At 64.3% G+C, this 20,524-nt stretch carries 21 protein-coding genes; 10 read left to right on the top strand and 11 right to left on the bottom strand.

The window, feature by feature from the left end:
• The first annotated feature begins 34 nt into the window (after positions 1–34).
• On the top strand, positions 35–610 hold the full coding sequence (locus tag NDK18_RS09315; protein ID WP_250624555.1) for an acyl carrier protein phosphodiesterase: 576 nt from the start codon (positions 35–37) through the stop codon (positions 608–610).
• Positions 611–629: 19 nt separating this feature from the next.
• On the opposite strand, the gene aceA is transcribed toward NDK18_RS09315, so the two are convergent.
• Positions 630–1,922 carry an isocitrate lyase gene (aceA, locus tag NDK18_RS09310; protein ID WP_250627585.1) on the bottom strand — a complete coding sequence of 431 codons (1,293 nt, stop codon included), beginning with the start codon at positions 1,920–1,922 and terminating at the stop codon, positions 630–632.
• Between the two features lie 32 nt (positions 1,923–1,954).
• Entirely contained in the window at positions 1,955–3,553 is a 1,599-nt protein-coding gene (gene aceB, locus NDK18_RS09305) for a malate synthase A (RefSeq protein ID WP_250627584.1), read from the bottom strand.
• Positions 3,554–3,664: 111 nt separating this feature from the next.
• On the opposite strand from aceB, the gene NDK18_RS09300 reads away from it, so the two are divergent.
• Positions 3,665–4,669, top strand: a complete 1,005-nt coding sequence (locus NDK18_RS09300) for a LysR family transcriptional regulator (RefSeq protein ID WP_250624558.1) — start codon at positions 3,665–3,667, stop codon at positions 4,667–4,669.
• A gap of 43 nt (positions 4,670–4,712) precedes the next feature.
• On the opposite strand, the gene NDK18_RS09295 is transcribed toward NDK18_RS09300, so the two are convergent.
• From NDK18_RS09295 to NDK18_RS09265, 7 genes are all read right to left on the bottom strand, one after another.
• Entirely contained in the window at positions 4,713–5,300 is a 588-nt protein-coding gene (locus NDK18_RS09295; protein WP_250624559.1) for a 1-acyl-sn-glycerol-3-phosphate acyltransferase, read from the bottom strand.
• Positions 5,297–5,719, bottom strand: a complete 423-nt coding sequence (arfB, locus tag NDK18_RS09290) for an alternative ribosome rescue aminoacyl-tRNA hydrolase ArfB (RefSeq protein ID WP_250624560.1) — start codon at positions 5,717–5,719, stop codon at positions 5,297–5,299. The genes NDK18_RS09295 and arfB overlap by 4 nt, the downstream gene beginning before the upstream one ends.
• A 66-nt stretch (positions 5,720–5,785) precedes the next feature.
• Positions 5,786–6,484, bottom strand: a complete 699-nt coding sequence (locus NDK18_RS09285; protein WP_250627583.1) for a pseudouridine synthase — start codon at positions 6,482–6,484, stop codon at positions 5,786–5,788.
• 4 nt (positions 6,485–6,488) lie between these two features.
• Positions 6,489–8,144, bottom strand: a complete 1,656-nt coding sequence (gene ubiB / locus NDK18_RS09280) for a ubiquinone biosynthesis regulatory protein kinase UbiB (protein WP_250624562.1) — start codon at positions 8,142–8,144, stop codon at positions 6,489–6,491.
• Positions 8,141–8,788 carry a ubiquinone biosynthesis accessory factor UbiJ gene (locus tag NDK18_RS09275; protein WP_250624563.1) on the bottom strand — a complete coding sequence of 216 codons (648 nt, stop codon included), beginning with the start codon at positions 8,786–8,788 and terminating at the stop codon, positions 8,141–8,143. The genes ubiB and NDK18_RS09275 overlap by 4 nt, the downstream gene beginning before the upstream one ends.
• A gap of 22 nt (positions 8,789–8,810) precedes the next feature.
• Positions 8,811–9,275: a tRNA (uridine(34)/cytosine(34)/5-carboxymethylaminomethyluridine(34)-2'-O)-methyltransferase TrmL gene (gene trmL, locus NDK18_RS09270; RefSeq protein ID WP_250624565.1), complete on the bottom strand. Its 465-nt coding sequence runs from the start codon at positions 9,273–9,275 to the stop codon at positions 8,811–8,813.
• 7 nt (positions 9,276–9,282) lie between these two features.
• Positions 9,283–9,471: a hypothetical protein gene (locus NDK18_RS09265; RefSeq protein WP_250624567.1), complete on the bottom strand. Its 189-nt coding sequence runs from the start codon at positions 9,469–9,471 to the stop codon at positions 9,283–9,285.
• 284 nt (positions 9,472–9,755) lie between these two features.
• Between NDK18_RS09265 and NDK18_RS09260 the strand changes: the two genes are divergently transcribed.
• The 7 genes from NDK18_RS09260 to NDK18_RS09230 all read left to right on the top strand — a co-directional run bounded on the left by NDK18_RS09260 (position 9,756) and on the right by NDK18_RS09230 (position 18,748).
• Positions 9,756–12,608: a M16 family metallopeptidase gene (locus NDK18_RS09260; protein WP_250624569.1), complete on the top strand. Its 2,853-nt coding sequence runs from the start codon at positions 9,756–9,758 to the stop codon at positions 12,606–12,608.
• A 47-nt stretch (positions 12,609–12,655) separates the two neighbouring features.
• On the top strand, positions 12,656–13,060 hold the full coding sequence (locus tag NDK18_RS09255) for a DUF4156 domain-containing protein (protein ID WP_250624571.1): 405 nt from the start codon (positions 12,656–12,658) through the stop codon (positions 13,058–13,060).
• 241 nt (positions 13,061–13,301) lie between these two features.
• Entirely contained in the window at positions 13,302–14,798 is a 1,497-nt protein-coding gene (locus tag NDK18_RS09250) for a glycosyltransferase family 39 protein (RefSeq protein ID WP_250627582.1), read from the top strand.
• A 109-nt stretch (positions 14,799–14,907) separates the two neighbouring features.
• Complete coding sequence (locus tag NDK18_RS09245) at positions 14,908–15,402, top strand: MarR family winged helix-turn-helix transcriptional regulator (RefSeq protein WP_250624573.1); 495 nt, start codon at positions 14,908–14,910, stop codon at positions 15,400–15,402.
• 16 nt (positions 15,403–15,418) lie between these two features.
• A complete protein-coding gene (locus NDK18_RS09240; protein WP_250627581.1) occupies positions 15,419–17,545 on the top strand; it encodes an FUSC family protein in 2,127 nt (708 codons plus the stop codon).
• On the top strand, positions 17,535–17,732 hold the full coding sequence (locus tag NDK18_RS09235; RefSeq protein WP_250624575.1) for a DUF1656 domain-containing protein: 198 nt from the start codon (positions 17,535–17,537) through the stop codon (positions 17,730–17,732). The genes NDK18_RS09240 and NDK18_RS09235 overlap by 11 nt, the downstream gene beginning before the upstream one ends.
• Positions 17,733–17,743: 11 nt before the next feature.
• Positions 17,744–18,748, top strand: coding sequence for an HlyD family secretion protein (locus NDK18_RS09230; RefSeq protein WP_250624576.1), 1,005 nt, complete (start codon positions 17,744–17,746; stop codon positions 18,746–18,748).
• Here NDK18_RS09230 and NDK18_RS09225 read toward each other — a convergent pair.
• Both NDK18_RS09225 and NDK18_RS09220 read right to left on the bottom strand, forming a co-directional pair.
• Positions 18,720–19,334, bottom strand: coding sequence for a GNAT family N-acetyltransferase (locus NDK18_RS09225; protein ID WP_425600630.1), 615 nt, complete (start codon positions 19,332–19,334; stop codon positions 18,720–18,722). The two genes, NDK18_RS09230 and NDK18_RS09225, sit on opposite strands and share 29 nt — an antisense overlap.
• Positions 19,327–19,533 (bottom strand): YdcH family protein, encoded by a 207-nt coding sequence (locus NDK18_RS09220; RefSeq protein ID WP_250625864.1) that lies wholly within the window; start codon positions 19,531–19,533, stop codon positions 19,327–19,329. Before NDK18_RS09220 ends, NDK18_RS09225 begins: the two co-directional genes overlap by 8 nt.
• Before the next feature lie 111 nt (positions 19,534–19,644).
• On the opposite strand from NDK18_RS09220, the gene ttcA reads away from it, so the two are divergent.
• Positions 19,645–20,499 carry a tRNA 2-thiocytidine(32) synthetase TtcA gene (ttcA, locus tag NDK18_RS09215; RefSeq protein WP_250627579.1) on the top strand — a complete coding sequence of 285 codons (855 nt, stop codon included), beginning with the start codon at positions 19,645–19,647 and terminating at the stop codon, positions 20,497–20,499.
• Positions 20,500–20,524: the final 25 nt, after the last annotated feature.

Genomic DNA, 20,524 nt, shown 5'->3' with positions numbered 1-20,524 from the left:
CTGCGGCCGGATCCTTCTGGCGGGCTGCGACACCATGAACATCCTTGCCCACGCCTTCCTTGGCGGCGCCGACGACGACCTGCGCCTGGGCGGGATGATGGGCGATTTCGTGCGGGGCGCACCCGATCCGTCGCTTCCGGAAGGCGTGCGGCGCGGGATCGTGCTGCACCGGGCGATCGACACCTTTACCGACCGCCACCCGGCGGTGGTCCAGGCGCGGGGGTTGTTCCAGGCGCCGTTCCGGCGTTATGCCGGGATACTGCTGGACATGTGGTTCGACCATTGCCTGGCGCGGGATTTCGCCGCGTGGAGCGATATTCCGCTGGAAGAGTATTCCGACGGCGTTCGCCAATTGCTTCGGCAGCGTCGTGCCCTCGTCCCCGAGCGCATGCACGGGTTTATCCAGTACATGGAACGGGAAGGCCTGCCCGCCACCTACGCCGACCGAGGCACCCTGGGCCGCGCCTTCATCGGCATGTCGCATCGCCTCAGCCGGGAGAATCCGCTGGCTGAGGCGATGCCGGTGCTGCTGGCATTGGAAGAAGAGCTATGGCGGTGTTTCCGTGCCTTCTTCCCTGAACTGCTTGCCTTTGCCAAAGGCCATTGGTGACGGTGTTTCCAGGATTTCCTCAAGCCGCCGAAGCATGCGGGTGGAACTGCTCTTCCTCGGTGGATCCACTGAGCGCCGAGAGTGAACTCAAGCCACCGGCGATCACCTGGTTCACCTGGTCGAAGTAGCCCGTGCCCACTTCGCGCTGGTGCTTGGCGGCGGTATAGCCGTCCTTCTCGGCGGCGAATTCAGCCTCTTGCAACTCCACGTAGGCTTCCATCTGGCGATCGCGATACCCGCGGGCCAGCTGGAACATCGAATGATTCAGCGCGTGGAAGCCGGCCAGGGTGATGAACTGGAAGGTGTAGCCCAGGGCGGCCAGGTCCTTCTGGAAACTCACGATGGTGTCGTGGTCGAGGTTCTTCTTCCAGTTGAAGCTGGGTGAACAGTTGTAGGCCAGCATCTTGCCGGGGAATTTGGCCCGGATGGCTTCGGCGAACTCGCGTGCTTGCGCCAGGTCCGGCGTTCCGGTCTCGCACCAGATGAGGTCCGCGTAGGGTGCATAGGCTAGGCCACGGGCGATGGCTTGGCTTATGCCCTGCGTGCTTTCGTAGAAGCCTTCCACGGTGCGCTTGCCGGTGAGGAACGGCTTGTCGTGGTCGTCGATGTCACTGGTCACGAGCCCCGCGCCCATGGCATCGGTGCGGGCCACGATCAGCGTGGGCACGCCGGCCACGTCCGCCGCCAGGCGCGCAGCGACCAGCTTCTGCACCGCTTCCTGCGTGGGCACCAGCACCTTGCCGCCCATGTGGCCGCACTTCTTGGCGCTGGCGAGCTGGTCTTCGAAATGCACGCCCGCGGCGCCCGCCTCGATCATGTGCGACATCAGTTCATACGCATTGAGCACGCCGCCGAAACCCGCCTCGGCATCGGCCACGATGGGCAGCATCCAGTCGATCTCGTCCTTGCCTTCGGCGTGGTGGATCTGGTCGGCACGAAGCAGCGTCTTGTTGATCTTGCGCACCACGTTGGGCACCGAATCCACCGGGTACAGCGATTGATCCGGATACATGGTGCCGGCCGTGTTGGCGTCGGCGGCCACCTGCCAGCCGGACAGATAGATCGCCTTCAGTCCCGCCTTGGCCTGCTGCATGGCCTGGTTGCCGGTGAGTGCGCCCAGCGCATTGACGAACGGCTCGGTCTTCAGGCTCTGCCACAGGCGTTCGGCGCCGCGGCGGGCGAGCGTGTGTTCCACCAGCACATTGCCGCGCAGGCGCAGCACGTCTTCGGCGCCATAGGGGCGTGACACGCCTTCCCAGCGGGAGTCCTGGTTCCAGGCCTGGTTGATCTCGGCGGCGGTATTGGTCTTCATGGTGTGCTCCGGTAAAGAGTGTGCGACGGTCATCAGGCGAGCTGGTCGTAAGCGGGCAGGGTGAGGAAGTCCGCCAGGGTGTCGGCGTGGGTGAGGCGGCCAATCAGTTCGGCGGCTTCCATGGCGTATTCGTGGCCCGGGTCGCGGCTGTTGGCCAGCAGGTGCGCGTGGCGGCTTAAGGCCTGGTCGAACAGGGCGAAGTCGATCACTGCGTGGTCGGAGAATTCCACCGGACCGCGATGCAGCCATTGCCACAACTGCGCGCGCGCGATCTCGGCGGTGGCGGCGTCTTCCATCAGGTGATGGATGGGCACGCAGCCATTGCCGCCCAGCCAGTTCGCCGTATAGCGCAGGCAAACCTCCACGTTGTTGTCGAAGCCCGCGCGGGTCACCGTGCCGATCGCAGGCACGATCAGCTGATCGCGGGTGACTTCGACGTCGTTACGCAATACATGCACCTGGTTGGGCATCGGCATGTGGGTGTCGAAGATCGCTTTCGCCACCGGCACCAGCGCCGGATGCGCCACCCATGTGCCGTCGTGGCCCGCGGTCACTTCGCGAAGCTTGTCGGCACGCACCTTGGCCATCGCCGCTTCGTTGGCGACATCGTCGTTGCGGATGGGAATTTGCGCCGCCATGCCGCCCATGGCGAACGCGCCGCGGCGATGGCAGGTGCGGATCAACAGCTCTGAATAACTTTTCAGGAACGGCACCGTCATCACCACCTGGCCGCGCTCGGGAAGCAGGCGATCGCGGTGGTCACGAAAAGTTTTCAGGTACGAAAAAATATAATCCCAGCGGCCGCAATTCAGGCCGACGATGCGCGTGCGCAGCGCATGCAGGATTTCATCCATCTGGAACACGGCCGGCAGCGTTTCGATCAGCACCGTGGTCTTCATGCTGCCGCGCGGCAGTTCCAGTTCGCCTTCGGCCAGGTCCATCACGGCGTTCCACAGTGCAGCTTCTTCCATCGATTGCAGTTTCGGCAGGTAGAAGTAGGGGCCGCGGTCTCGTGCATGCAGGGCACGGGCGTTGTGGAAGGCAAACAGGCCGAAGTCGAACAATGCGCCGGCGATGGCCGTGCCATCGATCACCAGGCTGCGCTCGGGCAGGTGCCAGCCGCGGGGGCGGACGATCAGCACGGCGGGGTTCGGGCCCACCTGATAGAGCTTGCCCTCGGGGCTGGTGAATTCGATGCTGCCATTGACCGCATCGCGCAGGTTCGCCTGGCCGCGCACCTGGTTGTCCCAGGTGGGTGAGCTGGAATCCTCGAAGTCGGCCATGAACACTTTCGCGCCGGAATTGAGCGCGTTGATGATCATTTTCCGCTCCACCGGCCCCGTAATTTCCACGCGGCGGTCCTGCAGGGCGGCGGGAATCGGCGCCACCGACCAGGCGCCCTCGCGGATTGCCCTGGTGTCGTCACGGAAGTCGGGCAGCTGGCCTGCGTCGAAGCTGGCTTGGCGGCGGATGCGCTCGGCCAGCAATTCCCGGCGGCGCCCGTCGAAACGGCGGTGCAGGGTGGCCAGGAAGGCCAGGGCGTCGGGGGTGAGGATCGCTTCGAAGCCCGCCTGCGTCGTGCCCTTCAGCTGGATCGATTCGTTGGCGAGGTATTCGGCTGCTGCGGCCATGGCTCTTGGTTCCGTATCGTTGCGTTGACTGGCAAGCTACGGCCAAAAGGGCTAAGTTGACAAAGCAAATGTTTCAATTCGTTACATTGGTTTTGTTAAAGTAATAGGTAAATGCCCGAATCAAAAAGAAAAAAAGTCACCAGATCGCGCCTGAACAAGCCTGCGGAGGACGTTGAACGCCTCTATTACAAGGGCAATCGGCAGAAACAGCTACGTGCTTTCGTGGCGACGGTGAAGCTGGGAACCTTAAGCCGCGCGGCTGAGTCGCTGTTCCTGTCCCAGCCCTCGATCAGCCTGCAGATCAAGGCGCTGGAGCGGGAACTGGGCACCCGGCTGCTTGAGCGAACCCGCCGGCGCATCACGGTCACCGATGCCGGGGAAATCCTCTACGGCCTGGCCCGGCCGCTGATCGAGGGCATGGATACGCTCGACCGGGATTTCCACGCCCGCACCCGTGGCGTACAGGCGGGCAAGCTGACGGTGGCGGCAGGTACGTCCACCATCCATTACCTGTTGCCCGACATCGTGCACGCCTATCGCCAGCAGTACCCGGCCGTGCAATTGCAGCTGGCCAACGTCACCGGCCGCGACGGCCTGGCCATGCTTCGCGCGGACGAGGCGGACTTTGCCATCGGCTCAATGCTGGATGTGCCCAACGACATCGCCTGGGCACCGGTGTACCACTACGACCCGATGTTGATCATGCCGCTCGATCACCCGCTGGCGGCGAAGGAAAGCATCCGCCTGGAGGATCTCTCACCCTATGGCCTGATCCTGCCGCCACAACGGCTCACCACCCACCGCATGGTCGACATGGTGTTCCAGCAGCGCCAGGTGCCTTACACGGTGGCGATGGAAGTGGGTGGATGGGACGTGATCAAGCAATACGTGGCCAAGGGCATGGGTATCTCCATCGTTACCAGCATCTGCCTGTCCGATGCCGACAAGGCGAGCCTCGCCATTCGCAACATGCGCCAATTCTTCCCGCAGCGAAGCTATGGCGTGGTCATGCGCAAGGGGAAATACCTGAGCGCCGAGGCCCGCGCCTTCATCGACCTGATCCGCCCGGGGCTGCTCAACCGCGACTACGACGAGCCTGGCCACTCGCAACGATGACCAACACCGAGGTCAGAGTAATCACTCTGCCCCCCAACTTAAGTCACTCGGTGTTGCGGTGCTTGCCGACGTACGGGCGGAATAGGGCGCGGATGGCGGTCATATCGGCCTCCTGGTTGCCCGTGGGGTAGAAGGGCTCGCCCAGCGTGAAACTCTTCGACGGATAGTCGATGAACAGCGGAAGCAACGGCACGTTGGCGGCCTCCGCGATGCGCAGGAATCCGGACTTCCAGTGGACGACCTTCTTGCGCGTACCCTCCGGCGTGATGCCCAGCCACATGCGGTCGCGCGAACGGAAGCGTTCCTTCATCTGGTCCACGATATTGGTCGCGGCGGAGCGGTCGATCGGCACCGCTCCCAGTGGACGCAGGATCACGCCAAGGGGTCCGTCCACCACTTCGCGCTTGATCATGATGCCGATGTCGATGCCGTGATACACCTTCAGCAGCACGCCCCACACGCCGTCCCAGTAGGACGAATGCGGCGCGCCGATCACGATCATTTTCGGCAGGTTGGGGAACGTGCCCTTGAGCTGCCAGCCGCTGATCGACAATACGAAGCCGCACACCCGGCGCCAGAAGTTGCTGCGGATTCGCGGCACGCTCGCAGGCACAATGGGCAGGGGCTTCATTCGTCGCCCTTGGGCCGCGATCGGCCGGCTTTGACCTGCCCACGCTGCTGCTTGCCGGCAAGCCGGCGTTCTTTCGAAGCACGCGTCGGCCGCGTGGCCAGGCGTTTCTTCGGCACGATCGTGGCGAAACGGATCACCTCGGCCAGCCGCTCGCGCACATCGTCGCGATTGCGCGCCTGGTCACGGAACCGGCGCGCCTGGATCACCAGCACACCGTCGGTGGTAAGCCGACGGTCGGCCCGCGCCAGCAGGCGCTCGCGAACGTCGTCGGGAAGGCTGGGCGAATTGACCACGTCAAAGCGCAGTTCCACCGCACTCTCGGTGCGATTGACATGCTGCCCGCCAGGGCCGTCGGCACGCAGGAAGCGTTCGACCAGCTCCGGTTCGGGAATAGCGATGGAACGCGTGACGGTCAACATGGGGCGGGATTCTAGCAGGGCAATGCTGGGGGTGCCTTCCGGCAGCTTGCGCTGAATCGAGGCTTCCTAGCCTGGCAGCGGCCACCCAAACCGTTCCATCAGCGCCATCCACGTCCCATCCAGACCCGCCTTCACCACCATCCTTTTCCCACTCAGCGGATGGTTGAACTCCAGCTCAAGTGCGTGCAACAACAACCTGTGGCTTGCGAAATATTGCTTGAACAGCCGGTTGTGATCGCCCCTTCCATGCTGGCTGTCGCCGATGATCGGGTGATGGATATGCGCGAAGTGCTTTCGAATCTGCCGGAATCGTCCCGTGCGGGGCGAGGCCAGCACCAGCGAATAGCGCTGGCTTTCATAGCGGCCGAGCGTGATCGGTACTTCGACCGCGCCAAGCCGCTGGTAGTCGGTGACAGCATCCTTCCGCGGCCCGGTATCGCGTGAGCCGGGCAGGGCGTAATCGATGCTGCCTTGCTCAGGATCCGGCCAGCCCCGCACCACGGCCAGGTACCGCTTCTGCACGCTGCGCCCCATGAACTGCTCGCCCAGCGCGCCGGCGACTTCCTTGCTGCGCGCTGACAACAGCACACCACTGGTGGCGCGATCCAGCCGATGCGCCAGGTACACATCGCCACCGACCTGCTCACGCAGCATGTCGATCAGGAACGCATCATCGGGCCCCACGAATTTGGACCGATGCACGGCCAGGTTCGCGGGCTTGTTGACGGCGACGATCTCGTCGTCCTGGTACAGGATCTCAAGCACCGCTTCAGCGCCGCCGGCGCGGCCAGCCCACCACGAAGGCGAGCACACCGGCCAAGGCTGCGACCGCAGCAGGCCAGCCGCCGTTCTGCGGTTTCAGGCCGAAGGCGAGCGTGGCGCACACCAGCAACACACCGCCCAGCAGGCAGAAGGCCATGCTGCGCCGCGTGCGCTGGGCATCTTCGGCGCGCAGGGCCAGTTCTGCAGGGTCGGCCACCACGCGGTGCGTGCCGCGGCCGCCCTCGCGCAGGAACGCATGGACGAGCTCGGGAAGTTCCGGGGCGGTATGCAACCACTGCGGCGCACGGCGGCGAAGCTGTTTCAACGTGTTTCGCAGGCTGTAGCGCTCGCGAAGGATGCGCTTCAACACCGGGTGCGCCACGGCCCAGATGTCGATGTCCGGATCGAGCGTGCGGCCCACGCCCTCGATGTTCAGCAGGGTTTTCTGCAGCAGGATCAGCTGCGGCTGCAGGGTGAGCTCGTACTGCCGTGCCGTCTGGAACAGTTTCACCACCAGCTCGGCAATCGAGATCTGCGACAACGGCCGCGTGAAATAAGGCTCACAGACGGTGCGCACGGCGGCTTCCAACTCATCCAGGCGCACGGTGGAAGGCATCCAGCCGGCTTCCACGTGCAACGAGGCGATGCGCGCGTAATCGCGTTCGAACAGGGCGATGAAATTCTCGGCCAGCCAGTACTGGTCGGCTTCGGGCAGCGAACCCATGATGCCGAAGTCCAGCGCGATGAAGCGTGGCTCAGCCACCCGCGATGTATCCACCCAGATATTCCCCGGATGGGCATCGGCGTGGAAGAAGTTGTCGCGGAACACCTGTTCGTAGAACAGCCGCACGCCTTTCTCGGCCAGGCGCTTGCGGTCGATGCCGGCAGCGTCGATGGCGGCGACGTCGTCGGCGCTTACGCCGTAAACGCGTTCGAGCGTAAGCACGCCCTGGGTGGTGAATTCCCAGTGCACCTCGGGCACGTAGAGATCGTCGCCAACGATGAAATTGCGGCGAAGCAGGCTGGCGCTGGCGCCTTCGCGCTGCAGGTCCAGCTCGTTCGCCAGCATCTTCTCTACTTCCGCCACCACGTCCAGCGGACGAATCTTGTCCGCGTTCGGGTGCCAGCGCTGGGCCAGTTCCCCCAAGGCGCGAATAAGGCTGACGTCACGGGCAATGCGCTTCTCGATGCCTGGGCGCAAGACCTTCACCACCACGGCGCGACCGTCGTGCAAGGTGGCGGCATGTACCTGCGCGATCGATGCCGAAGCCAGTGCGGATTCATCGAAGGATGAAAACGCCTGCGTCACCGGCATGCGCAGTTCGCGCTCGACGATGGCGCGGGCCTCGGATCCGGGGAAGGACGGCACCTGGTCCTGCAGCAGCGACAGGGCGTCGGCGATGTCAGGTGGGATCAGGTCCCGCCGGGTGGACAGCACCTGACCGGCCTTGACGAAGATCGGCCCCAGTTCGGTCATGGCCAGGCGCATGCGTGTGCCGCGGTCCATGTTTTCGATGCCGGCCGGTGGCTTCCCCGCGAACGGGCGTAACCAGCGCAGCGGAGCGAGCATGCGGTCGCTGCCACCGCCGACATCATCCAGTCGATAGCGGAACAGCACGGCGATGACACGAAGCAGGCCCGGTGCCAGGCGCACCGGCATCATGCGGCGGGCTTCCCGTGGCTGCGTTCGAAGCGGGCCAGGCGCGCTTCCAGGCGATCGCTGCGCTCGCGCAGGGCATCCACGCCGTCGAGAAATTCATCCAGCTCGCCCGGCGCCACGGCCACACGGGTTTCATCGCGCAGCCACGCGGCGGTGTCGTCGGCGAATTGCGCCGCGCGCTCGCGGCCGTGCGCAAAGGCAGCGCGGAAGGCCCGTGCCACCTGCACCCCGATGACATCGCCGAATACGCCGGTGAAGGCTTCTTCCACGTCCGGGGAATAACCGCCGACGAGTTTCTCCAGCCGCCGGGCGAGGTCGGCGTCGCCGGCGATGTCCACCTTGCCTGGCGCCACGCCGTCGTCGTTCTTTCGCATGGCCATGGCCAACAGGCTGCCGGGGCTTGCCGAAACGCGAAGAGAAGATGTTTCCTCGCCCGGTCCCACCACCAGCGCGCCATCGGCCACGGTAATGCGGACGGTGAGTTCGGGCCCCGCCAGGTGTACCTGCACGCTGCGGCCTTCCAGCGCACGCAGGCGCAGGCCGGTTTCAGGATCCAGCGATACGGCGCGGTTCAATGCGCGCTGCAGGGCGATTCCAGCGAGCTTGCGCAGCGGCCGGGGCAGGAAGGTCGGGGCGGCATCGGTCATGCCTTCGATTGTAGCGCGGCAGCTAGCTTGAACCGGCAAAGCCCAGCTGGCGCCAGGCCTCATACACGGCCACCGCCACGGTGTTGGACAGATTCAGGCTGCGGCTGTGCGGCTGCATGGGCAGGCGCAGGCGGCGCTCTGGGGCAATACCTTCAAGTACTTCGGCGGGGAGGCCGGCCGTTTCGCATCCGAACAGCAGGGCGTCGCCTTCCGCGTAGCGGGCATCCACGTGGCGCACGGTGCCGCGGGTGGAGAAGGCAAAGACGCGATTCGCGTCGATCTGGGTAAGGCAATGGTCCAGGTTGTCATGGACCTGCATGCGGGCGTACTCGTGGTAGTCCAACCCGGCGCGGCGCATGCGCTTGTCGTCGAGCTCGAAACCGAGCGGTCGGATCAGGTGCAGCGTCGCGCCGGTGTTGGCGCACAGCCGGATGGCATTGCCAGTGTTCGGTGCGATTTCGGGGCGGAAGAGGATGACATGCAGCATCCGTCCATTATGAACGGACTTGCGGGCAAATCAGGCCATCAGCCGGCAACACGCAAGCGGACTGGACGGTGGCGACGGCGGTACCGGCGACACCACTGGCAACCGGGTGCGAGAACAGCATGGAGCCGAGGATCAGGCCACTGGCCATCAGGCAGGCGGCGAACAGGCCACGCAGAAGGAGCATTTCGTATTTCATGAGCTTTAGCCTTTTTGGAAGTTGTCCCGGCTTTCTTCCCCGGGCATGACTACCAATGCATTCGCCGTGCCAGCCTCGTGATCATCTTCAACATATTGAAAATATTAAATAAAAATCGATGCCATGACATGCAAGTAGCTGTCCGCGGACAACCCCTGTAGCGACCGGACATGGTCCGGACGCCACACATGCAACACGGACACTTGCCGGCCATCAGGCATTTGCTTCCCCAACCCCGCGCGGGCTAACGTCGCAGGGGTTCACAAGGACAGGAAGTACCCTCCATGAAGAAATCCGTTGCCCTGCTTGCCGCCGGGCTGCTCGGGCTTGGCGCCGTCGCCAGCCCCACCGTCTTTTCCGCACCAGCCACCCAGGCCGTGCCGGATATTCCCTTCCAGCGCTTCACCCTGCCCAATGGGCTGACGGTCGTCGTGCATGAAGACCACAAGGCCCCGGTGGTGGCGGTGAGCATCTGGTACCACGTGGGCTCCGGCGACGAGCCGGCCAGGAAGACGGGTTTCGCGCACCTCTTCGAACACCTGATGTTCTCAGGCTCGGAGAACCACAAGGGCACCTACTTCACGCCCTTTGAGCTTGCAGGATCCACCGACCAGAACGGCACCACCTGGTTCGACCGCACCAACTACTTCGAGACCGTGCCCACGACCGCGCTGGACATGGCGCTGTGGATGGAATCGGACCGCATGGGGCACCTGCTTGGCGCCATCGGCCAGAAAGAGCTCGATACCCAGCGCGGCGTGGTGCAGAACGAAAAGCGCCAGGGCGAGAACCGTCCCTACGGCCGCACGGATGAAAACATCCTGCTCAACACGTACCCGGCGAACCATCCCTACCATCACGACACCATCGGCTCGATGGCGGACCTCGACGCCGCCTCGCTCGCCGACGTGAAGCAGTGGTTCCACGATTACTATGGCGCTGCCAACACCACCCTGGTGCTGGCCGGCGACATCACCCCGGCCCAGGCCCGCGCCAAGGCCGAGGAATATTTTGGCGACATTCCCGCAGGTCCCCCGGTGCCGCGCCAGCAGCCGTGGATCACCCCGCTGACCAAGAGCACGCGCGGCGTACAGCACGACCACGTGCCGCAGACCCGCATCATCCGTACCTGGGTGGTGCCGCAGCTGGGTACCGACGACACCGTGCAGCTGGACCTCGCCTCCACCGTGCTTGGCAGTGGCAAGACATCGCGCCTGTACCAGCGCCTGGTCTACAAGGACAACCTCGCCGACGACGTCTCGGTGTCCATCGCGCCCTTCGCGCTGGCCAGCCAGTTCCAGCTCACCGTCGACGTGAAGGACGGCGTGGATCCGGCGAAGGTGGAAGCCGCTGTTGCCGACGAATGGAAGCGCTTCCTGGCCGATGGCCCCACCGCCGATGAACTCGAGCGCGCCAAGGTCGGCAGCCGTGCCGGCTTCATCCGCGGCCTTGAGAAAGTGGGCGGCTTTGCCGGCAAGGCCGTGATCCTGGCCGAGGGCCAGGTCTATCGCGGCGATCCGGCTGCCTACAAGAAGGACTTCGCCCGCATGGAGGCGGCGACCCCCGCCAGCGTCAAGGCCGCCGCCGACAAGTGGACATCGAAGGGGAGCTACACGCTCACCGTGCTTCCCGCCGGCAAGGATTTCGATCCGGCCGTGGAAGACAAGGCGGTTGTCGGCCTTGCTGACGCCCCGGGCCGTCCGAAGGCCGTGATGCCACCGGCCGGGACCTACACCGTGGCCAAGTCCGTGGTGGACCGCGCCAAGGGCGTGCCCGAGGTCAACACCTTCCCTGACTTGAGCTTCCCCAAGGTGCAGCGCGGGAAACTGAAGAACGGCATCGAAGTGGTACTGGCCGAGCGCCATACCATTCCGGTCACCCTGGTGAACCTGCAGTTCAACGCCGGTTTCGCCGCCGATCAGGGCCGTAAGCTGGGTACCGCAAGCTTCACCGCTGCGCTGATGAACGAGAGCACCAAGTCGCTCGATTCGGTGGAAGTGGCCCAGCGCAAGCAACGCCTTGGTGCGTCGCTTGGGCTGGCCTGCGGCATGGACGCGTGTTCGGCGGGCCTGGATGCGCTCAACAGTGAGCTCAAGCCGTCGCTCGAACTCCTGGCCGACGTCGTGCGCAACCCCGCCTTCAGCAGCGCCGACATCGAGCGCGTACGTGGCCAGTGGCTGGCCGGCATTGCCCAGGAGAAATCCCAGCCGGTAGGCCTTGCCCTGCGCACCTTGCCGCCGCTGCTGTATGGCAAGGACCACGCCTATGGCATCCCCGCTACCGGCACCGGTACCGAGGCGTCGATCAAGTCGCTGACGGCGGCCGACCTTGCCAACTTCCAGAAGGATTTCATCCGTCCGGACAATCTGCGCATCCTGGTTGCCGGCGATACCACGCTGGCGGAGATCATCCCGCAGCTGGATGCCGTGTTCGGCGATTGGCAGGCACCGTCCTCGGCCATTCCGGCGCGGAACCTCGCCCACGTGGCGGCGCAAGCGAAGCCACGGGTGTTCCTGATCAACCGTCCCGATGCCCCGCAGTCGCTGATCCTGGCGGGCCTGCTGGCGCCCTCGTCCAAGGCCGCCGACTACATCGACCTTGACGTTGCCAACGGTGCCTTCGGCGGCAGCTTCACCTCGCGCCTGAACATGAATCTGCGCGAGGACAAGCGTTGGGCCTACGGTGCCGGCAGCTTCATGCGCGATACCATCGGCCAGCGCCCCTTCCTGATGTACGCGCCGGTGCAGACCGACAAGACGGCCGAGTCGGCCGCCGAGATGCAAAAGGAAGTGGACGCGGTGGTGGGTGCGAAGCCGCTGACTCAAGCGGAGATCGACAAGATCAAGGCCTCGAACGTGCGCAGCCTGCCGGGCAGCTTCGAGACCTCCGACGCCGTGCTTGGCGCCTTGACCGAGATCGTCCGCTATGGCCGTCCGGATGACTACGTGCAGACGCTCAAGGCAAAGACCGACCAGGTAAGCCAGGCGGCCGCCGAGAAAGCCATCAAGGAAGTCATCGTGCCCAAGGCGCTGACCTGGGTGATCGTAGGCGACTTCCGCCAGATCGAGAAACCCGTGCGCGCGCTGAACCTGGGCGAGGTGCACGTGATCGATGCCGACGGGAATCCGGTGAAATGACCGACGGAAGGATTAACATCTCCAACAGCCACCACCGGAGTTCCGCCATGCGCCACGCCCTTGTCTTCGTCCCCGTGTTGCTGCTCGCCGGCTGCACCTGGGGCATCAACCTCGACGAGGGGGCGAAGAACGTACGCACCGCGTGGAACGGCGATGTCTCCAGTTGCCAGAACGTGGGCAAGATGACGGTGTCCGTGCAGAGCCGCGTCGGACCGATCGACCGCAACGACATCAAGGTGCGCGACGAGCTGGAAGTGCTCGCCCGCAACCAGGCGGCGGAGCTGCACGCCGATACCATCAAGCCGCTGGGCGAGCCCTCCGATGGCAATCAGCCCTGGGGCGCCTACAAGTGCGGCAGCGGTCCGTTGCCCTCGTCCGGCCAGCGCGACGCCCCGCGGCAGGACAACCCGCCGCCGGCCAATGGCGTGGAGACCTTCCCGACCAAAGGTTAGTGCTTCGAAGGTCGGGGATCCTCCAGGAAAACCAGAAAGGGCGCCCCGTGGCGCCCTTTTTCTTGCTGCCGCACCCCTCGAGTCGGCCACAGCTCGTCCCTGTCAGCCTGCCTTTCGTCCCCGGGCCATGGCGATCCAACCCCATCCACTTGGCCCGTTAGCCACTGATTGGGCATGGTTTGGGTTCAATCATGCTGGGGGGGCTCCAAACGTGCACAGTCGGGATTTGCTCAAGGCGCCAATGGCCGCTCGTCGACCAGAGGTGAGCGTCATACCTGTGGTCGTCATTGCCGCTCTCTTCGGCATAGCCCACATGTTGACCAACGGGCAGTACGGCTTTCATCGGGATGAACTGCAATTCTTGAGTGATGCCCAGCATATGGATTGGGGCTTTGTGCCTTACCCCCCGCTGACGGCTGCATTGGAACATCTGGGCCTGCAGATGTTCGGCCTGTCGCTCATAGGACTGCGGCTGTTTTCGGTGCTGGCCCAGGTTACGGTGATTGTTGTCAGCGGCCTCATGGTGCGTGACCTCGGCGGCGGCCGTCTGGCACAGGTCTTTACTGCAATCGCGGTCGCCCTGTCGCCCGCGCCGATGGCCGATGCGACCGAATTTCAGTACTCCTCCTTCGATTTCCTGTGGTGGGTGCTTATCGCCTGGAGTGTGATTCGTCTGCTGCGCGACGATGAGCCGCGCTGGTGGGTGGCCATTGGCCTGTTTGCCGGCCTGGGCCTGCAGACAAAGTACTCAATCGCCTTTTTTCTTACCGGCGTACTGGTTGGCGTGCTGCTTACCGATGCACGGCGATATGTCACCAGTGGCTGGTTCTGGGCCGGCGGCGCCATCGCGCTACTTGTGTTTGCGCCAAACCTGGCATGGCTTATCAAGCACGACTTCATTTCCTACCACTTCCTGCAAGGTATCCACGCGCGCGACGTCAACGAGGGGCGCGCGGACGGTTTCCTGCGCGATCAGTTCCGCATCAATGCCAACCTGTTTGCCGCGCCTGTCTGGCTCGCAGGTGTGTTCGCGTACTTCAGCAACCGTCGCTATCGCATGCTTGCCTGGATGTATGCGGTGCCCCTGCTGCTGTTCCTGTTCGCGCAGGGCCGCTTCTATTACATCAGCGGTGCGTATCCCATGCTGCTGGCCATGGGATCAGTCGTCGGAGAGCGGTGGTTGCACAGCATGCGTCCGGCATGGCGCGTTGGGATTGCCACGCTGCTATTCACCGGCGTTTCCGCTATTGGCCTTTATGCGGCGCTTTGCATTGTGCCATTCGCATCAAGTGGTCCACTGCGAGACTTCGCGCTTCGTAGGAACAACGACCTGCGCGAGGAGGTTGGCTGGAATGAACTTGTGACGCAGGTTGCTGCCATTCGTGATGCCTTGCCGGCCGAGCAGCAAGACCATCTGGGCATCGTGGTGGGCAACTATGGCGAGTACGGCGCCATTGCCCTGCTCGGGCAGAAGTACCACCTGCCCCGGCCAATCACTGCCATCAATACCGGATGGCTACGTGGATATCCGCAAACACCGCCCAGCACCGTTATCGTGCTGGGAAGTTCCCATAAGCGTGCCGACGAGCTTTTCTCCGATTGCCGCCTTGCGGGTCATTCGGTCAACGCCTGGGGCGTGGTCAATGAAGAAAGCCAGTATCACCCCGATATTTTCGTATGCGGCCCGCTGCGCAAGTCATGGAGTGAGGTTTGGGGCTACGGGCCTGAATTTGGGTGACACACCACATAAGCTGATAGCCGAGGACATGCAGGCCCAAATCAGAAGTTCTTTACAAATGGAAATTACATAAATAAACTACATCGGTCAGCCCATCAGGCCCGCACCGATGAATTCCAGTTTCGCCCCGACCGAACGCCGCCTTGCCGTCACCTGCGAGCGCCATCCGGCGTTTCCCCGCGAACCGGCCGTGCTGGTGCGCCTGATCAAGCACATCTACAAGGTCGTCCACGACGACGCCAACGCCGTGCTCAAGCCCTTCGGCCTGAACCACCCGGAGTACAACCTCCTGATGATGATGTACGGCACTCCGAGCGGCGAGATGACACCCTCGGACCTGGCCGATGCCGCCGGTGAGAAGTCGGCCAACATCACGCGGCTTACCAACCAGCTGTGCGAGAAGGGCTTGATCCACCGCAAGGGGAGCAACGACGATCGCCGCAAGGTGGTACTCACTCTCACCCCGGGAGGGGAAGCGCTGATTGAAAGCTTCCTGCCGGAGATCTGCGGATTGCTTGGCCGGCAGACGGGCAAGCTTGGCGCCGACGACCAGCGCCAGCTCGAGCGGCTGCTGAAGAAAATGCTCGACGGCTTGACCGACTGAACGGGACGCGTGGCCAATGTCGATGACCGATACAGGCACGCCGTTGCCGGCTTCTCGCAGGGTGGTGGTCGACACCCTGCATGAGGAAGCCGGCACGTGGCTGTTCGTCTTCAAGACCTTGCTTGCGTTCTACATCACCGGCTGGTTGGCCATGCGGTTGAGCCTGCCGGCACCCACCAGCGCCATGCTCACCACCATCATCGTGGCCAGCCGGCAGACGGGCATGGTGCTGGCGAAGAGTTTCTACCGCGCCATCGGCACGCTGGGCGGCGCTCTTGTAGCTGTGCTTATCGTCGCGGCGTTTCCCCAGGAGCGGGAATGGTTCCTGGTGGCGATGTCGCTGTGGCTGGGCATCTGCGCTGGCGGTGCCACCTTCTTCCGTAACTTCAAGGCGTACGCGTTCGTTCTTGGTGGTTACACCGCGGCGATCGTCGGCTTGCCGGTGATCGACCATCCGCCAGCCATCTTCGATTCGGCGGTGGCACGCCTGAGCGAAGTGTTGCTGGGCCTGCTGGTGAGCGGGGTGGTGAGCGATGTGGTGTTCCCGTCGAAAATGCGCGACGTGCTTCGCCGCACGGCACGCGACCAGTTCGCGCACTTCATTACCTTCGTGCAGGGCGCCACCGGCGGCAGCATCCCCCGCGAGCAGCTCGAACGCGCGCACCTGCGTTTCGTGCGCGATGCCGTGGCGCTGGAAGACCTGCGCAGCTCGGTGATCTTCGAAGATGCCGAGGCCCGGGCGCGAAGCGGCCACATGGAGCTCTATAACCAGCGCTTCATGGCGTCGTCGACCACGTTCCAGTCGCTTCACCATTTGATCAACCGACTGGCGAGGGCCGGCCGCAAGGCGTCGGCCCAGGCGCTGATCCAGCTTTATGCACCCATCGGCACCGCCCTGGCCGCGCCGATCGAGGCAGGCACCGCGGCGAAGATATTCCTGCCGCGACTGGTGCAGGCGCGAAAAGCCATGCAGGCGAACGCACCGGTGTTGCGTGAGTCGATGGCCGATACCACCGACCGCCGTGATTTCGACACGGGTGCCGCGCTGCAGCTGCGTTTCATCGATGAGCTCTACGACTTCGTCGATGCCGCCGCCGCATTGCAGGCGCCGCAACTGACGGGCGGTGTCGCCGAGCGCATGCGTTTCGTGCGTGGCAACGACGTCGCCGGCGCCCTGCTGGCCACGACGCGTACTACCGTCACCATGCTGCTGCTGGGCGTGTTCTGGATTGAATCGGCATGGCCGGTGGGCTCCGGCGCCATGCTGCTGGCCACGGTGTTCGCTGCCCTGTTCGCGGTCACGCCCAACGCTGCCAGCGTCACGTCTTCTGTATTGCTGGGCTATGTCCTGGGCGTGGCCATGGGTTTTGCCTGCGTATTCTTCGTGCTTACCAGGATGGACGGTTACGGCCTGCTGGTGGCGGGGACTGCGCCGTTCATGATCGTTTGCGTGGTGATGATGATACGGCCATCACTTGCAAGCTCGGGCTTGGGTGCCGCCATTGGATTCGTGAACGTGGTGGGCCTGCAGAACCCGATGGTGTTCGACCCGGTGTCATTGATCAACAACGGCATGGCGCAGATCGTGGGCGTGGGTGCCGCCGCGGTGGCCTTCCTTTTGGTACCGCCGGCTATCGGCAGCATATGGTTGCGCCGGCGCCAGCTCGAACGCCTGCGCCGACAGGTGGCACTGGCCGCCGAAGCGCCGCTGCCGGGTCTCCGCCAGCGCTTCGAAAGCGTCAACCACGATCTCTTCAGCCAGGTGGTTGCACAAACGCAGCAGGGCAGTGCGGATTCCCGCGCGCTGATCGCCTGGGCATTGGCCGTGCACGAAACCGGCCGCGCGATGATTGAACTACGCCTTGCCATGTCGGGCCTGGACATGACAATCAGCACGCAACGCATCATGGACGACGCCGTACAGGCCCTGGCGCGCTTCTACGAACAGCCCGACGCCAAACGCTATCTCCTGGCCCGCGACGCAGTGGCGACCGCCATCGCCGCGACCAGCGAGGCCGAACATACCTGCGTGCTGCTGGACAACCTGCACCTGATCCGCCTGGCCCTCCTGGACGGCGAATCCGTGCTGGCCGCCTACATGCCGCAGATGCCCAACCCGGAGGAGATCGCCCATGCCCCGTGAAATCGCCCTCGGCGACGCGCTGGTCCCTGGCCTGCTGCTGGTATTCATCGGTTCCATGCTGCTGTTGTGGGGGCTGGACTGGCTGGCCGGCCGCTACGGGCTGTACCGGTATGTATGGCATCCGTCGCTCGTCCGTATCGCCGCCTTCATCTGTGTCTTCGGCAGCCTCGGGCTGCTCCTCTTCTAGGTCACGCCGCCATGAAACTCGCAAGTCTCGCTCGCCTGGTCGTCACCGTACTGGTGGTGTTGCTGGCTGTGCTCATCGGCCATGCGCTGTGGAAGCACTACATGTATTCGCCGTGGACGCGCGACGGCCGCGTGCGCGCCGAGGTGGTGCGTATTGCCCCGGACGTCGCGGGCCTGGTATCCGAAGTGAAAGTGTTGGACAACCAGGTAGTGAAGAAGGGCGACCTATTGTTCGTGATCGATCGCGCGCGCTATCTCAATGCCGTGGCGCAGGCCGAAGCGAACCTCGCTGCCGCCGAGGCCTCCGCGCGCGCCGCTGGCGCCAGCATCAACGCCGCATCGGCCGGCGCCAACCAGACCAAGGTCAACTACGACAATTACGCGGCGCAGTCCGAGCGCCGGCAGAAGCTGATCAACAACGTGATCTCGGCCGAAGACCGCGCCAACGCGCAGGCCGCCGCCAACGCCGCGCACGCCGCATGGCAGCAGGCCCAGGCCAGCACCCGCCAAGCCGGTGCCGGCCAGCAACAGGCGCTCGCCGCCGTGACCCAGGCACAGGTAGAGCTGGCCGCCGCGCAGTTGAACCTTGATCGCACCGAGGTACGCGCGCCCGTGGATGGCTACGTGACCAACCTGGACATCCGCGTGGGCGACTACGCCAGCACCGGCACGCCACGCCTGGCCCTGATCGACAGCCATAGCTACTGGATCTACGGCTACTTCGAGGAGACGAAGCTTCCCACCGTACGCGTGGGCGACAAGGTGGACATTCGCCTGCTGGCCGGCGGTGCGCGCCTTACCGGCACCGTGGAAAGCATTGCCCGCGGCATCACCGATGCCGACAACCCAACGGGCGCGGATTTGCTATCGGACGTGAACCCGACCTTCAACTGGGTGCGCCTGGCCCAGCGCGTGCCGGTCCGGGTGAAGATCGACGCCGATCACCTGCCCGCGGGTACGGTACTGGCCGCCGGCATGACGGCCACGCTTATCGTGCACCCTGCACCGGCGCGGTAAGCCGCTCCAACCGAAGATCGAGCGAGCGTTTCACGCCCTCCCATTCGGTGGCCAGGATGCTGAAGCACACGGTATCGCGCACCGTGCCGTTGGGCCGCTTCTGGTGTGAGCGCAGGATGCCTTCCTGCGTGGCACCCAGGCGCGCTATGGCGCGCTGGGAGTTCACGTTGTAGATGTCCGTATGGAATTGGACGGAGGCAGCGCCGACGGTTTCGAAGGCATGCTGCAGCAGCAGCCGTTTGCAGCAGGTGTTGAGGTGGGTTTTCTGCCAGCTCTGGGCATACCAGGTGTAGCCGATGGCCATGCGCGGCACCGTGTCCTCGATGTCGTAGAAGCGCGTGCTGCCGACGATCTGGCCGCTGGTGGCCTCGCGGATGGCGAAGGGCTGCATGCGGCCTTCCGCCTGGGCGGCAAGGGCTTTCTCCACGTACGCGTGCATCTGGCCCGGCGGCGGCACGGAGGTGAACCACAGGTTCCACAGTTCACCATCGAGCGCCGCGGCTTCCAGGCCGGGGATGTGGTCGATGGCGAGCGGCTCGAGAGCGACGTGTTCGTCGCGCAGGGTCACGGGCATGATTTCAGGCATCCAGGTCGGGGATGAGGCGGCTTTCGAGCCGGGAAATCGCATCCTTCAATGCCAGCCTGCGCTTCTTCATGCGCGTCAGCTGCAGTTCGTCGCCCGCACGGGCGGCGATCAGCTGGTCGATGGCCGAGTCGAGGTCGCGATGCTCGCTGCGGAGTTCGGCCAGTCGACGGGCGGTCTCGGCGGGATCCTGAACCTGCATGCGAACCACGGCGGCTACGGGGGAAGCGTCGAGTGTAGTCCGCTGAACGTGGCACGGGGAAGCATCGGCGAAGGCCCTGTTACAATGCATCGTCCAGCCCGCGCCGCACCCATGCCAGCCCCCGTCCCCGACTCCCGCAAAGAAGCCTACGAGGTCACCAAACTGGCAAGGCGGCTGCGTCGCCAGGTGGGGCAGGCGATCGCTGATTTTTCCATGGTGGAAGCCGGCGACAAGCTGATGGTGTGCCTGTCCGGCGGTAAGGATTCCTACACCCTGCTCGATATCCTGATCCAGCTGAAAGCCAAGGCCCCGGTGCCGTTCGAGCTGGTGGCGGTGAACCTGGACCAGAAGCAGCCGGGTTTTCCCGCACACGTGCTGCCCGGCTACCTGCAATCGCTCGGCGTTGCGTACCACGTGATCGAGCAGGACACCTATTCGGTGGTCACCCGCGTGATCCCGGCTGGCAAGACCATGTGCAGCCTGTGCTCGCGCATGCGCCGCGGCGCGCTGTACAAGTGGGCAGGCGAGAACGGCGTGACCAAGATCGCCCTGGGCCATCACCGCGACGACATCCTGGGCACCTTCTTCCTGAACCTGTTCTATCAGGGAAGCCTCAAAGCCATGCCGCCGAAGCTTCGTTCAGATGACGGTGCGCACACGGTGATCCGGCCCCTGGCTTATTGCCGCGAAGACGACATCGCGGCCTACGCCGCGGATCGTGGCTTCCCTATCATCCCGTGCAACCTGTGCGGTTCGCAGGAAAACCTGCAGCGCAAGGCTGTCAGGCGCATGCTGGACGACTGGGAACGCCAGTTCCCCGGGCGCGCGGAAACGATCTTCCGCGCGCTGGGCAACGTGGCACCCTCGCAACTGGCCGACCGCTCGCTGTTCGATTTCTCATTTGGCGCCATGGCCGGCGTCGACACCCATGCCTGGCTTGCCGGGCAGGGCGATGACACGGAATAAACCAAGCGTTTCCCATTTCCCGTTC

This window comes from Pinirhizobacter soli, from assembly GCF_015905305.1.
Lineage (GTDB): Bacteria > Pseudomonadota > Gammaproteobacteria > Xanthomonadales > Rhodanobacteraceae > Pinirhizobacter > Pinirhizobacter soli.
The sequence above is the reverse complement of the archived record's forward strand: the minus strand, read 5'-3'. Positions and strand labels throughout refer to the sequence as shown.